12 protein-coding genes are annotated in these 14,442 nt (G+C 61.6%); 4 read left to right on the forward strand and 8 right to left on the reverse strand.

The features are described from left to right. Positions 1-138 precede the first annotated feature (138 nt). Both gyrA and mtnA read right to left on the reverse strand, forming a co-directional pair. Entirely contained in the window at positions 139-2,802 is a 2,664-nt protein-coding gene (gyrA, locus tag HX790_RS02690) for a DNA gyrase subunit A (RefSeq protein ID WP_017136106.1), read from the reverse strand. 423 nt (positions 2,803-3,225) lie between these two features. Next, positions 3,226-4,296: an S-methyl-5-thioribose-1-phosphate isomerase gene (mtnA, locus tag HX790_RS02695; RefSeq protein ID WP_099549097.1), complete on the reverse strand. Its 1,071-nt coding sequence runs from the start codon at positions 4,294-4,296 to the stop codon at positions 3,226-3,228. 109 nt (positions 4,297-4,405) lie between these two features. On the opposite strand from mtnA, the gene HX790_RS02700 reads away from it, so the two are divergent. The 4 genes from HX790_RS02700 (at position 4,406) to HX790_RS02715 (ending at position 8,094) form a co-directional block, all read left to right on the forward strand. Next, positions 4,406-5,737 carry a TRZ/ATZ family hydrolase gene (locus HX790_RS02700; RefSeq protein ID WP_017136108.1) on the forward strand — a complete coding sequence of 444 codons (1,332 nt, stop codon included), beginning with the start codon at positions 4,406-4,408 and terminating at the stop codon, positions 5,735-5,737. A gap of 64 nt (positions 5,738-5,801) precedes the next feature. Then, positions 5,802-6,500, forward strand: coding sequence for a bifunctional 2-polyprenyl-6-hydroxyphenol methylase/3-demethylubiquinol 3-O-methyltransferase UbiG (gene ubiG, locus HX790_RS02705; protein ID WP_003172645.1), 699 nt, complete (start codon positions 5,802-5,804; stop codon positions 6,498-6,500). Positions 6,501-6,504: 4 nt separating this feature from the next. After that, positions 6,505-7,176, forward strand: coding sequence for an N-acetylmuramic acid 6-phosphate phosphatase MupP (mupP, locus tag HX790_RS02710; protein WP_099549098.1), 672 nt, complete (start codon positions 6,505-6,507; stop codon positions 7,174-7,176). A gap of 177 nt (positions 7,177-7,353) precedes the next feature. Continuing rightward, positions 7,354-8,094 carry a YciK family oxidoreductase gene (locus HX790_RS02715; RefSeq protein ID WP_017136110.1) on the forward strand — a complete coding sequence of 247 codons (741 nt, stop codon included), beginning with the start codon at positions 7,354-7,356 and terminating at the stop codon, positions 8,092-8,094. Between the two features lie 166 nt (positions 8,095-8,260). On the opposite strand, the gene HX790_RS02720 is transcribed toward HX790_RS02715, so the two are convergent. Genes HX790_RS02720 through HX790_RS02745 form a run of 6 tightly spaced genes read right to left on the reverse strand, consistent with a single transcriptional unit; the run spans position 8,261 to position 14,424 of the window. Further along, on the reverse strand, positions 8,261-9,775 hold the full coding sequence (locus tag HX790_RS02720) for an ABC transporter substrate-binding protein (protein ID WP_176991199.1): 1,515 nt from the start codon (positions 9,773-9,775) through the stop codon (positions 8,261-8,263). Positions 9,776-9,810: 35 nt separating this feature from the next. Next, a complete protein-coding gene (locus tag HX790_RS02725; protein WP_026013610.1) occupies positions 9,811-10,782 on the reverse strand; it encodes an ABC transporter ATP-binding protein in 972 nt (323 codons plus the stop codon). Then, complete coding sequence (locus HX790_RS02730; RefSeq protein ID WP_176991200.1) at positions 10,779-11,735, reverse strand: ABC transporter ATP-binding protein; 957 nt, start codon at positions 11,733-11,735, stop codon at positions 10,779-10,781. The genes HX790_RS02725 and HX790_RS02730 overlap by 4 nt, the downstream gene beginning before the upstream one ends. Further along, positions 11,732-12,589, reverse strand: coding sequence for an ABC transporter permease (locus tag HX790_RS02735; protein WP_176991201.1), 858 nt, complete (start codon positions 12,587-12,589; stop codon positions 11,732-11,734). Before HX790_RS02735 ends, HX790_RS02730 begins: the two co-directional genes overlap by 4 nt. After that, entirely contained in the window at positions 12,586-13,533 is a 948-nt protein-coding gene (locus tag HX790_RS02740; protein ID WP_017136113.1) for an ABC transporter permease, read from the reverse strand. The genes HX790_RS02735 and HX790_RS02740 overlap by 4 nt, the downstream gene beginning before the upstream one ends. A 3-nt stretch (positions 13,534-13,536) precedes the next feature. Then, the gene (locus tag HX790_RS02745) at positions 13,537-14,424 is read right to left on the reverse strand and encodes a proline iminopeptidase-family hydrolase (protein WP_176991202.1); all 888 of its coding nucleotides are present in this window, start codon (positions 14,422-14,424) and stop codon (positions 13,537-13,539) included. Positions 14,425-14,442: the final 18 nt, after the last annotated feature.

Below are 14,442 nucleotides of genomic sequence, written 5' to 3' on the forward strand. Positions count from 1 at the left end.
TAGTTGCAGTGATACCGCGGTGATGCTATCGCAGGCAAGCCAGCTCCCACAGGGATCGAAGCCAGACCAAGGACATGTGTTTCAAAGGGGACACAAACAACAAGGGGGCGAATCTTCATCCGCCCCCTGTGTGTCCGCTTATTCCTGCGGTTCTTCTTCGTCTGCGGCAGCATCGAGGGTTGGCTCGTCGACGTTGTCATCGCCGGTTGCGATCACCTCGCCATCGAATACCGCACCGTCTTCGCCTTCCAGCTCTTCGCCTTCGACTTCCGATGGCTCCTGAACGCGCTCCAGGCCTACCAGCGTTTCGTCGCTGGCCAGCTTGATCAGCGTCACGCCCTGGGTGTTACGGCCCAGGCTCGACACTTCAGCCACACGGGTACGCACCAGAGTGCCCTGGTCAGAAATCAGCATGATCTCCTCACCATCAAGCACCTGCACCGCGCCAACCAGACGGCCGTTGCGGTCGTTGCTGACCATGGCGATTACGCCCTGGCCGCCACGCTTGTACTCCGGGAACTCGCTGATGGCGGTCCGCTTGCCATAACCACGCGCCGAAGCGGTGAGGATCTGGCTGCCTTCTTCCGGGATCAGCATCGAAATCAGCTTCTGCCCTTCCGGCAGACGCATACCGCGCACACCGCGAGCGGTACGGCCCATGGCGCGAACGTCGGATTCCTTGAAGCGTGTCACTTTGCCGCCATCGGAGAACAGCATGACTTCACGCTCGCCATCGGTGATGGCCGCAGAGATCAATACGTCGCCTTCGTCCAGCTCCAGGGCGATCAGGCCCACGCTGCGCTGGCGGCTGAAGGATTCCAGCGGGGTCTTCTTCACAGTACCTTTGGCGGTGGCCATGAAGATGAAGTGACCTTCGGTGTATTCCTCGACTGGCAGCATGGTGGTGATGTATTCATCACTGTCCAGCGGCAGCAGGTTGACCAACGGACGACCACGGGCAGCGCGGGAGGCTTCCGGAATCTCGTAGGTCTTGAGCCAGTACACCTTGCCTTTACTGGAGAACAGCAACAGCGTGGTGTGGCTGTTGGCAACCAGCAGGTGAGCGATGTAGTCCTCATCCTTCACGCCGGTAGCCGATTTACCTTTACCGCCACGACGCTGAGCCTGGTACGCAGCCAATGGCTGGGTCTTGGCGTAGCCACCGTGGGAAATGGTCACCACACGTTCTTCTTCCGGGATCATGTCACCCAGGGTCAGGTCGAGGCGCGCATCGAGGATTTCGGTGCGGCGCACGTCGCCGTATTCGGCACGGATCACTTCCAGTTCTTCGCGGATCACTTCCATCAGGCGCACAGCGCTGTTGAGGATGCGGATCAGCTCGCCGATCTGGTTGAGAATCTCCTGGTACTCGGCCAGCAGTTTCTCGTGCTCCAGGCCGGTCAGACGGTGCAAACGCAGTTCCAGAATGGCCTGGGCCTGTTCCGGCGACAGGAAGTACTTGCCGTCGCGCAGGCCGTATTGCGGGTCCAGGGTCTCCGGGCGGCACGAATCGGCACCGGCACGTTCAACCATCGCCACGACGGCGCTGGATTCCCATGGCATCTTGATCAGCGCTTCCTTGGCTTCCGACGGCGTCGGCGAAGCCTTGATCAGCGCGATCACCGGGTCGATGTTCGACAGCGCTACCGCCTGGCCTTCCAGGATGTGGCCGCGCTCGCGGGCCTTGCGCAGTTCGAACACGGTGCGGCGGGTGACCACTTCGCGGCGGTGACGCACGAAGGCTTCGAGCAGGTCCTTGAGGTTCAGGATGCGCGGGCGGCCGTCGATCAAGGCCACTACGTTGATACCAAACACGCTTTGCAGCTGGGTCTGGGCGTAGAGGTTGTTGAGGATCACCTCAGGCACTTCGCCACGACGCAGCTCGATCACCACGCGCATACCGTCTTTGTCAGACTCGTCGCGCAGTTCGGTGATGCCTTCGAGCTTCTTCTCTTTAACCAGCTCGGCGATCTTCTCGATCAAACGCGCCTTGTTCAGCTGGTACGGGAGTTCGGTAATGACGATCTGCTGGCGGCCACCGACCTTGTCGATGTCTTCGATCATCGAGCGGGCGCGCATATAAATGCGGCCACGGCCGGTACGATAGGCTTCGATGATGCCGGCACGGCCGTTGATGATCGCGGCAGTCGGGAAGTCCGGACCGGGGATGTATTGCATCAGCTCATCGACGGTCAGCTCAGGGTTGTCGATGAGGGCCAGGCAACCGTCGATGACTTCACCGAGGTTGTGCGGCGGGATGTTGGTGGCCATGCCCACGGCAATACCGCTGGAACCGTTGACCAGCAGGTTGGGAATACGGGTTGGCATGACGGCCGGGATCATTTCGGTGCCGTCGTAGTTCGGCACCCAGTCCACGGTTTCTTTATGCAGGTCAGCCAGCAGCTCGTGCGCCAGCTTGGTCATGCGCACTTCGGTGTATCGCATGGCCGCAGCGTTGTCGCCGTCGACCGAACCGAAGTTGCCCTGGCCGTCTACCAGCAGGTAGCGCAGGGAAAACGGCTGGGCCATCCGAACGATGGTGTCGTACACCGCAGTGTCGCCGTGAGGGTGATACTTACCGATCACGTCACCGACAACACGGGCAGATTTCTTGTACGGCTTGTTCCAGTCGTTACCCAGCTCGCTCATCGCGAACAGCACACGCCGGTGCACGGGCTTCAAGCCATCGCGCGCATCAGGCAGTGCCCGACCGACAATTACGCTCATTGCGTAGTCGAGGTAGGACTGTTTCAGCTCGTCTTCGATATTGACCGGGAGGATTTCTTTGGCCAGTTCGCCCATGAGAAGCCTGATTCCTTTTTCGGGTGAAACCTCGTCACATCCATATGGGACGAACGAAGCTCGCCGTTGCTGGCAAAGTGCCTGACAACGACTTACGACAAATCAACGAGTTATGACACGGATCTGCACGTTATGGGCAACCCCTCGGGGCGGCCCTGGAAACCGCCGGATGTTATCACAATCGCCGCCACGCACCTATCCCCCTGATGCGCATGGAGGCTAGTAATTTGACGGATGACAGGCTTGAGGGGGACGAGAGAGGCTCAGAGCGGGGTGGGTGCTGTTTTTTGAGGCTGGATCCAAGGGTTTTATTGACTTACAGGGCCAATCGCGGGCAAGCCCGCACACACATGTTGGCCTGCGAGCACCGTAAGTGTGAGAGCTGGCTTGCCTGCGATAGCGATCCAACAGCCACCAAAGCCCTCAATGCAGGCGCTTACGGCACATCAACTTGGCCAGCTTGGCGGTATCAGGCCGTTCGACGATGCCTTTTTCGGTCACGATCACATCAATCAGGTCCGCCGGCGTCACATCGAAGACAGGATTAAACGCCGCAACCTCCAACCGCTGACCGTTAACCTCCAGCAACTCCGCCGCATCACGCTCTTCCAGGCTGACATCATCACCGGTGGCCATCATCAAATCGAGCGTCGAACTGGGCGCCACCACCATAAAACGCACGCCGTGGTGCATGGCACACACCGCCAATTGATAAGTGCCGATCGGGCCGATCACATCACCATTGGCCGCAATGCAGTCGGCGCCGACCACGACCCAGGTCACGCCTTTGGTCTTGAGGATATGCGCACCGGCCGAGTCAGCATTGACCGTCGCCGGGATACCCTCACCTGCCAGCTCCCACGCGGTCAGCCGCGAACCTTGCAGCCACGGGCGGGTTTCGTTGACATAGACATGCTCGACCAAACCCTCGAGGAACGCTGCGCGGATTACCCCAAGGGCCGTGCCCACGCCGCCAGTGGCCAGGGCGCCCGCATTGCCGTGGGTGAGGATCGCCTGGGCGTTGCCCTGGTGCTTGCGAATCCGTTCGAGGCCCAATTGGGCCATGACCAGGTTGGCTTCGCGGTCGCTTTCATGGATCGCAATGGCTTCGGCTTCCAGCACCGCCAGCGGGTCGGCGTGTTTTTTGACCCGATCCAGGCGGTCACGCATACGCTTCAAGGCCCAGAACAGGTTAGCGGCGGTCGGACGGCTATCGGCCAGCAATGCGTAGTCTTCTTCCCATGCCGCCTGCCAGTCACCGCCCTCGGCGATCCGCTCGCGGGCGGCCAGCACCAGGCCGTAGGCAGCACTGATGCCGATAGCCGGCGCGCCACGCACAGTCATGCTGCGAATGGCTTGGGCGACTTCAGCCGCCGAAGTGCAGGCCACCCAGGTTTCCCGCGAGGGCAAGGCACGCTGATCGAGCAGGTGCAGTGCGCCATCACGCCAATCGATGGCCTTCACTTTCTCTGCAGCTAACAGTCGGTCGCGCATCCCTTACCCCGCACTCATGAACAAAAGCCGCCGATTATAGCGATCCGCCAGCCAGGACGCTCGGGTATACTTCGCCCTTCTTTTATAGCTGCCTGGGAAGAAGCCTGCGATGACCTCCACTGCCGCCCCGCTCGACTTATTGCTGCTGCCAACCTGGCTGGTACCTGTCGAACCCGCTGGCGTGGTGCTCAAGGAGCACGGCCTGGGCATCCGTGACGGGCGCATTGCGTTTATCGGGCCACGGGCGGCGGCCTTGAAGCTGACAGCCAGCGAAGTGCGCGAGCTGCCGGGCATGCTGCTCAGCCCCGGTTTGATCAACGCCCACGGCCACGCGGCGATGAGCCTGTTTCGCGGCCTGGCCGACGATCTGCCGCTGATGACCTGGCTGGAAAAACACATCTGGCCCGCCGAAGCCAAATGGGTCGATGAAGCTTTCGTGCGCGACGGCACCGACCTGGCCATCGCCGAACAGCTCAAGGGCGGCATCACCTGCTTCTCGGACATGTACTTCTACCCCAAGGTCGCCAGCGACTGCGTACACAACAGCGGCATGCGCGCGCAGATCGCGCTGCCGATCCTCGACTTCCCGATCCCAGGCGCCAGCAGCGCCGATGAGGCGATTCGCCAGGGCGTGGAGCTGTTCGGCGACCTCAAGCACCACCCGCGTATCAAGATCACCTTCGGCCCTCACGCGCCCTACACCGTGAGCGACGCCAACCTGGAAAAAATCCGGGTGATTGCCGAAGAACTGGACGCCGCCATCCATATGCATGTGCACGAAACCGCCTTCGAAGTGCAACAAGCCGTGGACAAGACCGGCGAACGCCCACTGGCGCGCCTGGGCCGTCTGGGCCTGCTCGGCCCACGCTTCCAGGCCGTTCATATGACCCAAATCAGCGAGGACGACCTGGCTTTGCTGGTAGAAAGCAACACCAGCGTCATTCATTGCCCGGAATCGAACCTGAAACTGGCCAGCGGCTTTTGCCCGGTGGAGCGTCTGTGGCAGGCTGGCGTGAACGTGGCCATCGGCACCGACGGCGCGGCCAGCAACAATGACCTCGACCTGCTGGGCGAAACCCGCACGGCAGCGATGCTGGCCAAGGCCGTCGCCGGCTCGGCCACCGCCCTGGACGCCCATCGCGCCCTGCGCATGGCTACGCTCAATGGGGCGCGTGCCATGGGCCTGGACAGCGAGATTGGCTCGCTCGAAGTCGGCAAGGCGGCGGATATCGTCGCATTCGATCTTTCGGGGCTGGCGCAACAACCGATCTACGACCCGGTCTCAACGCTTATATATGCCACCGGACGCGAGTGTGTGAAACACCTTTGGGTCGCCGGCAAGCAGTTGCTCGACGACCGGCGATTGACCCGCATGGATGAACAGCAGTTGACCGCCACGGCCATCGCCTGGGGCCAACGGATCAGCGGGCACAGCGAATAACGAAGGTCTTGAACCGCGCCGTTCAGGACTGAATAACCGATTTATCAGATTTAGAGGATTCACCATGAGCAACGTCGACCACGCCGAAATCGCCAAGTTTGAAGCCCTGGCCCACCGCTGGTGGGACCGCGAAAGCGAGTTCAAACCGCTGCACGACATCAACCCGCTGCGCGTCAACTGGATTGACGAGCGCGTCAACCTGGCCGGCAAGAAGGTGCTGGACGTCGGTTGCGGCGGCGGCATCCTCAGCGAAGCCATGGCCCAGCGCGGCGCCACCGTGATGGGCATCGACATGGGCGAAGCGCCGCTGGCCGTGGCCCAACTGCACCAGCTGGAATCCGGCGTGAGCGTCGAATACCGCCAGATCACCGCCGAAGCCCTGGCCGAAGAGATGCCCGAGCAGTTCGACGTGGTTACTTGCCTTGAGATGCTCGAGCACGTGCCTGACCCGTCCTCGGTGATCCGCGCCTGCTTCCGTATGGTCAAGCCGGGCGGCCAGGTGTTCTTCTCCACCATCAACCGCAACCCCAAGGCCTACCTGTTCGCGATCATCGGCGCCGAATACATCATGAAGCTGCTGCCGCGTGGCACCCACGACTTCAAGAAATTCATCCGCCCAAGCGAGCTGGGCGCCTGGAGCCGTCAGGCCGGGCTGACCGTCAAGGACATCATCGGCCTGACCTACAACCCGCTGACCAAGCACTACAAGCTGGCGAGCGACGTGGACGTCAACTACATGATCCAGACCCTGCGCGAGGAGTAAGCCTGTGAAGTTGCGAGCAGTTCTCTTCGACATGGACGGCACCTTGCTGGACACCGCGCCGGACTTTATCGCGATCTGCCAGGCCATGCGCACCGACCGCGGCCTGGAGCCGATCAACCCCCAGCACATCCGCGATGAAATTTCCGGCGGGGCACGGGCGATGGTCGCCGTGACCTTCTCGATGGACCCCGAATCCCCTGGCTTTGAAGCGTTGCGCCTGGAGTTTCTGGAGCGCTATCTCAAGGGCTGCGCAATCCACAGCAAACTGTTCGACGGCATGGCCGAGTTACTGGAAGACATCGAGAAATCCAAACTGGTCTGGGGCGTGGTCACCAACAAACCGTTGCGCTTTGCCGAACCGATCATGCAGCAACTGGGCCTGGCCGAGCGTTCGGCACTGCTGATCTGCCCGGACCACGTGAAGAACAGCAAGCCCGACCCCGAGCCGCTGATCCTGGCGTGCAAGATGCTCGACCTGGACCCGGCCAGCGTGCTGTTCGTGGGCGATGACCTGCGCGATATCGAGTCTGGCCGCGACGCTGGCACCCGCACTGCGGCGGTCACCTTCGGCTACATCCACCCGGACGACAACCCACGCAACTGGGGCGCCGACGTGGTAGTGGACCACCCGCTGGAGCTGCGCAAAGTGCTGGATAACGCGCTGTGCAGTTGCTGATTGTGCGAGATACCCACTAGCACTGAGATCACTGTGGGAGCTGGCTTGCCTGCGATAGCGGCCTGCCAGCTAGCACTTGCGGTGACTGATACTCCGCCATCGCAGGCAAGCCAGCTCCCACATGAAATGGATTCCACTTCAAGGCCTGTATCAGCTTGAATTCTGTCGAGGTTTTTTATGTTTGATTACTCCGCACGTCCAGAACTGCTCAAAGACCGGGTGATCCTGGTGACCGGTGCCGGTCGCGGGATCGGCGCGGCGGCGGCAAAAACCTATGCCGCCCACGGTGCCACCGTATTGCTGCTGGGCAAGACCGAAGCCAACCTGGCCCAGGTGTATGACGAGATCGAAGCGGCCGGCCAGCCGCAGCCGGTGGTGATCCCGTTCAACCTGGAAACCGCCCTGCCCCATCAATACGATGAGCTGGCAGCGATGATCGAAAAAGAATTCGGTCGCCTCGACGGCCTGCTGCACAACGCCTCGATCATTGGCCCACGCACGCCGATCGAGCAGTTGTCCGGTGAGAATTTCATGCGCGTGATGCACGTAAACGTCAACGCGATGTTCATGCTGACCAGCACATTATTGCCACTGCTCAAGCTGTCCCAGGATGCGTCGGTGGTGTTCACCTCCAGCAGCGTCGGGCGCAAGGGCCGGGCGTACTGGGGCGCTTATGGGGTGTCGAAGTTTGCCACCGAAGGCTTGATGCAAACCCTGGCAGACGAGCTGGAAGATGTGGCTTCGGTACGCTCAAACAGCATCAACCCGGGCGGCACACGCACCAGCATGCGTGCCCAGGCGTATCCGGGCGAAAACCCGATGGAAAGGCCTGCACCGGAAGACATCATGCCGGTGTACCTGTACCTGATGGGGCCGGACAGTGCCGGGATCAATGGGCAGGCGTTTGATGCGCAGTAAGCACTGACACTGTTCACCTGAAACCCCAATGTGAAACTGGGTTCATGTGGGAGCTGGCTTGTGTGGGAGCTGGCTTGCCTGCGATGCGGGCAACTCGGTCTATCTGTTAAACCGAGTTGATACCATCGCAGGCAAGCCAGCTCCCACATTTGCTTAGCGGTGACCGTTAGTTCTTCACCACTTCCTCAAGGGTAAAACGCCCCAGCGGGTTCTGCAGGAAGTTGCTCACGTTCTTGCGTGAGATGTTGATGTACGGGCTGTAGTACAGGTCAATCCAGTTCACATCCTGCTTCGCCAGCTTCTGCAACTCCACATACATCTGCTCACGCTTGGCCGGGTCGGCCTCGATCCGCGCCTGCGCTACCAGTTCCTTGACCTTGTCGTTCTTGTAGCGGGTCATGTAGTTCTGGTTGGTGTCATGGCCGAGCACGAAGGTGGTCTTCTGGTCCGGGTCGAGGATGTCGTTGGTCCAGTACATCACCGAAATATCGTACTCACCGTCCACCAGCATCTGCCAGCTTTGGGTCGGGTCGACCTTTTGCAGGTTGGCGGTCACGCCGACCTTGGCCAACTGGTCCTTGATGATCACCGCAATCTGCTCGTCAGCTTCGTTGCCGGCGTTGACCACGTAGTTGAGTTTCAAGTCCTTGGCACCAGCCTCTTCCAGCAGTTTCTTGGCGGCGGCTGGGTCATACGGGCGTTGCAGGTTGTTGGCGTAGTGGTACAGCGAGCCTTTGGGGATGTAGGAATAGGCCACGGTGCCTTGGCCGTACGTGGCGCTCTTGACCAGCGACTGCTTGTCGATGGCCATGTCCAGCGCCTCGCGCACCTGCGGCTTGGCCAGCAGGCCGTGGGCGTGGTTGATCAGCAGGTGATCTTCGCGGGTCGACGGGTCGGCGTGGATCACCACGCTTTTGTCTTTCTTCAGCTCTTCCACGCGGGAGAACGGCACGAAGATCGCCGTGTCCAGCTCGTTGTTCTGCACCATGCGCATGCGCGTGTTGTCGTCGGTGACCGAAACCCACTCCACGCCATCCAGGCTCACGTTCCTGGCCTGCCAGAAGTTCGGGTTCTTTTTGAGGATCACGCGGTCGCCCTTGCGCCACTCCTCCACGGTAAACGCGCCGGAGGTCACTGGGTTTTCCGAGTAGGCGTCTTCGCCCATCGTGGTCATGGCTTTTTGCGACAGGATCGATACCGTCGGCGAGGCCAGTTGCGAGAGGAAGGCCACAGCCGGGGTTTTCAGCGTGACCACCAGGGTCTGCGGGTCGCTGGCCTTGGCCGTGCTGATCAGGCTGAACGGATCTGCCCACAGCGACGCTTTGTTGTCGCGGATGCGCAACAGGCTGAACGCCGCGTCATCGGCGGTGATCGCCGAGCCATCAGAGAACTTGGCGTCACGCAGCTTGAAGGTGTAGGTCAGGCCGTCCTTGGAAATCTCCCAGCTTTCGGCCAGGCCCGGTTCCATCTTGGTGCCCAAATTATCCACGCGCACCAGGGTGTCGTAGACGTTGGCGAACACCCACGTGTCGCGGTTCTGTGCGCTTTTGATCGGGTCGAACGTGGTGCTGTCTTCACGGCAGCCGATGGTCAGCACGCCGGCGGCGTGGGCCAGCCCGGCAGTGAGGGACCAGGCGGTCAGTGTCGCGGCGGCGAGCAACTTCAAGTGGCGCGATTGCATGTCATAACTCCTTGTTCATGAATGGCAGAAGTGGGTCAAAACAGAGGTTCTTCAAGCACGCAACTGTACCGATGCTCGTGCAGGTAATGGGTCGGCGGCAACACCACGGAACACATCGTCCGGGCATGCCGGCAGCGCGGGTGAAAGGCGCAGCCGGTGGGCAACTTCAGCGGGCTCGGGGGCTCACCGGGCAACGGTTCTGCGGGCAACGGCCGGTGCGGATCGATCTCGGGAATCGCCTCGATCAACGCCGCCGTATACGGATGGCGTGGCGCAGTAAACACTGCTTCCACTGGCCCTTCTTCGACGATTTTGCCCAGGTACATCACCGCCACGCGGTCGCACAGGCGCCGCACGATGGCCAGGTCATGGGCGATAAACAGAATCGCCAGGTTCATGCGCTGTTGCAGCGCCAGCAACAGGTTGATGATCTGGCCCTGAATCGACACATCCAGTGCCGCCACGCATTCATCGGCAATGATCAGACGCGGCTCCACCGCCAGGGCGCGGGCGATGCCGACGCGCTGGCACTGGCCACCGCTGAGGGAGCCGGGTTTACGGCTGGCGAGTTCAGGGCGCAGGCCCACCAGGTCAAGCAGCTCGACCACGCGAGCCGGTATCTGCTCCGGGGCGACCTTGCGCTGCACCCGCAGCACTTCGGCAAGGGTTTCGCCAATGCTGTGCCGCGGGTTCAGGGCAGCGTAGGGGTCTTGGAAAATCATTGCGGTTTCATGCCGCAGGCGGGCGATGTCGATAGCACTGCCCCGGGCCATGTCGACGCCATCGAACAACACCTGCCCGGCGCTGATCGGGGTGAGGTGCAGAATTGCCCGCCCCAGCGTGCTTTTGCCACTGCCGGACTCGCCCACCAACCCCAGGGTTTGACCTGCGGCCAGGTTGAGCGACACACCATTGACCGCCCTCACCCACTGTTTATTAAGGCCCAACACACCCGTGCCGGACGCGGCAAACCGCACCTCCAGGTCCTTGATCTGCAACAGGCTCATGGGCGCTCTCCCAGCGGATAGTGGCAGGCTACGCGCGCACCTTCGGGCAGCACCTCAGTACACAACGCCGCCACTTGCGGGCAGCGCGGGTTGAAGCGGCAACCGTCGGGCAAGGCATCCAGTAACGGCGGCTGGCCAGGGATGGTGCGCAGCAAGGCGTGGCCGCTGCTGTGGGCGGGTTGGCAATCGATAAGGCCAGCGGTGTACGGGTGTTGTGGATGGGCCAGCACGTCGTATTTGCTCGCGTGCTCGCACAGGCGTCCGGCGTACATCACCGCGATGGAATCACAGGTCTGCGCCACCACGCCCAGGTCATGGGTGATCATGATGATCGCCAGGCCACGCTGGTCACGCAGCTCCAGCAGCAGGCGCAGGATCTGCGCCTGCACCGTCACGTCCAGCGCGGTGGTCGGCTCGTCGGCAATCAGCACTTGTGGGTTGCAGCCCAGGGCCACGGCGATCATCGCGCGCTGGCGCATGCCGCCGGAGAACTCATGAGGGTAGTTGTCGACCCGCGCCTTGGGATCGGGAATACCGACCTGGCGCAGCACCTCGATGGCTTGCAGGCGCGCGTCTTTTTTCGACGCACCCTGATGCAAACGGATGCCTTCGGCGATCTGCTCGCCGATGCGCATCAACGGGTCAAGGTGACTGCTGGGGTTCTGGAAAATCATGCCCAGTTGCCCACCGCGCACGGCGCGCATGCCAGCCTCATCGAGTTGCAACAGATCGCGACCGGCCAGGCGCACAGCGCCGCCTTGCACCCGCAGGTTGGGCGACGGCAACAGGCGCATCAGGCCGCGACAGGCCAGGGTTTTGCCCGAGCCGCTTTCACCCACCAGGCCGAGGATTTCACCTTCGGCCAAATCAAAGGACACACGATCAACCAGCGTGACCTCTCGCCCACCATTGTTGGCGATCACGCTGAGGTCCTGCACCTGAAGCAGGCTCATGAACGATCCCCCAACACTTGCGCCACACCATCGGCGAGCAGGCTGAAACCCATGGCCAGGGTCACAATGGCCAGACCCGGGAAGGTGCAAAGCCACCAGGCGGTGGTGATAAACGCCTGCCCTTCGGCGACCATCGTGCCCCACTCCGCCGTCGGCGGTTGCACGCCCAGGCCCAGGTAGCTCACGGCGGCGCCGTTGAGCAGCACCAGCACGGCGTCGGACATCGAAAACACAATCGAGCCAAACATCGCGTTGGGCAATAAGTGCCGGAACAGAATGCGCCCATGGCCAAAGCCCAGGCTCTTGGCGGCCAGGGCGAAGTCGCTTTCCTTGAGCACCAGGATCTGCGAGCGGATCAACCGCGCATACGACACCCAGCCCACCAACGCCATGGCGATATAAAAACTCTGCAAGCCCGGCCCGAGGATGGCCATGATCGCCAGCATCAACACCAGGAACGGGAACGCCAGCACCACGTCGATCACGCGCATGCACACGCTGTCGAAGCGCCCGCCGATGTAGCCGGAAACAGCGCCGATAAAAGTGCCAATCAGGAACGGGAAGATCACGCCGATAACGGCCAGTTGCAGGTCAATCCGCGCGCCCCATATCACCCTCGAAAGGATGTCTCTGCCGTAGTTATCCGTGCCAAATGGATGGGAAAGGCTGGGCGCCAGCAAACTCAGATCGGTGTTCTGCGCAATCGGGTCATACGGCGCGATCCTCGGCGCGAACAACGCCAGGGCCAGCCACATAAACAGGATCAGCAAGCCCCATGCGGCGGTCAGCCGACCATTGCGAAAACCAAACCGCAGGCGCAAACGCCACGGCGCAATCAGTGGTCGGCTGCTCATTGCATCTTCACCCGTGGGTCGAGGGCCACGGTCGCCACGTCCGCGACGAAGTTGACCACCACCGTCGCACACGCCAGCACCATCGCCACGCCCTGCACCACCATGTAGTCGCGGGTAAAAATGCCGCGCACCAATAATTGGCCGATGCCGGGAATCGCGAACAGGCTTTCGATCACCACCGTGCCGCTGATCAGCCAGCCGATATTCACCGCCAGCAGGTTAACCGCCGGCACCAGGGAGTTGGGTAACACATGCCGACGAAACACCGCCGCCTCCGATAACCCGCGTGCGCGCGCGGCGGTGACATGGTCAGCCTGCAACTCCATCAGCATGCTCGCCCGCAGGTTGCGCACCAGCACCGCCGCCAGCGCCAGCGCAATGGTCAAGCACGGCAGGACCATGTGGTGGGCTTTATCTGTAAACGTGCGACCGTAGCCCGATACCGGGAACAACCCCCACTTCACACTCAGCAACAGAATCAGCATCAAGCCCAGCCAGAAGGCCGGCATGCCCAGGCCGACCGTGGTGAACACGCGGATCAGGTTATCCGCCCAACCGCCTTTGTTGCGCGCCGCCACGGTGGCCAGCGGCACCGCGATCAACAGCGCCAGCAGCACACTGCCGAGCACCAGCACCAGCGTCGGCTCGATGCGGGTGACGATCAGTTTCAACGCGTCGACCTTATAGAGCAGTGACTGGCCGAGATCGCCCTTGAGCAGGTTCTTGAGGAAGTAGAAATATTGCAGCCACAAGGGCTGGTCCAGGCCGTATTGGGCACGGATTTTCAGCAGCGCGTCCGGCGTGCTGCGCGAGCCCAGCAAGGCCCGCGCCGGGTCGCCGGGGATCGAGCGCACCAGCACAAAGGTGATCAGGCTGATGCCAAACAACACCGGCAGCAATTGCAGCGGCCGGGACAGCACAAAACGGTAACGCGCAAGATTCATCCGTCAGCCTCGGTGGCGAGCGAGGAAGTCCAGCAGCACCGGGAAGTACGCGTGGGGTTCCTCATAAAACGGCATATGGCTGCTGTTGGGGAATACATGCAACTCGGCGTGTGTGGCGGCGAGTTTCATGCGATGGGCACAGGCGGGTGTGAGTTCGTCGTGATGGCCGGTGGTGATCAGGATCGGCATCTTGAAATCGGCCATCTCCGGGATGCGGTTCCAGTCCTTGAGGTTGCCGATATAGAGGAACTCGTTGGGGCCTTGCATGGTTTCGTAAGGCCCCATGTTCCAGTCGCCCAGGGAGCGCTTGACCGGCTCCGGCCATTCGTCCAGACGGCAGACGTGGCGGTAGTTGAGCAAGGTGATAGCGGCCTGGTACTGCGGATGGTCGAGTGTGCCCATGGCTTCATGGCGCTGCATCATGGCCACGGTTTCGCTGCCGAGGGCACCGCGCAGGCGTTCGAGCTCCTGGGACAGGTGCGGAATATCGCCGACGGTGTTTTCCAGGATCAGGCTTTTCAGGGCGTCAGGATAGTGGATGGCGTACTCGATGCCCAACCAGCCGCCCCACGAATGCCCAAGCAGATGCACACGGCCCAGGCCCAGTGCCTGGCGCACGGTTTCGACTTCTTCGACATAACGGCCAATTTCCCACAGGGAAACATCTGATGGTCTGGCTGATGCGCCCGTGCCAAGCTGATCGAATGCAACCACTCGCAGGTTATGCTCTTTGAGCCAGCCATGGGCGTCGCGCAAGTAGTCACACGGCAGGCCCGGGCCGCCGTTGAGACACAAGAGCACCTCATCGCCGTCGCCAAAGCTGTAGGCCACGAGGTTATGGCCATCGACCTGCACGTTGTACTGCTGGTCGGGGGCAATTTCACGCCACATGCATACATTCCTTGTGTT

The organism is Pseudomonas sp. IPO3747, from assembly GCF_013385245.1.
Lineage (GTDB): Bacteria > Pseudomonadota > Gammaproteobacteria > Pseudomonadales > Pseudomonadaceae > Aquipseudomonas > Aquipseudomonas edaphica.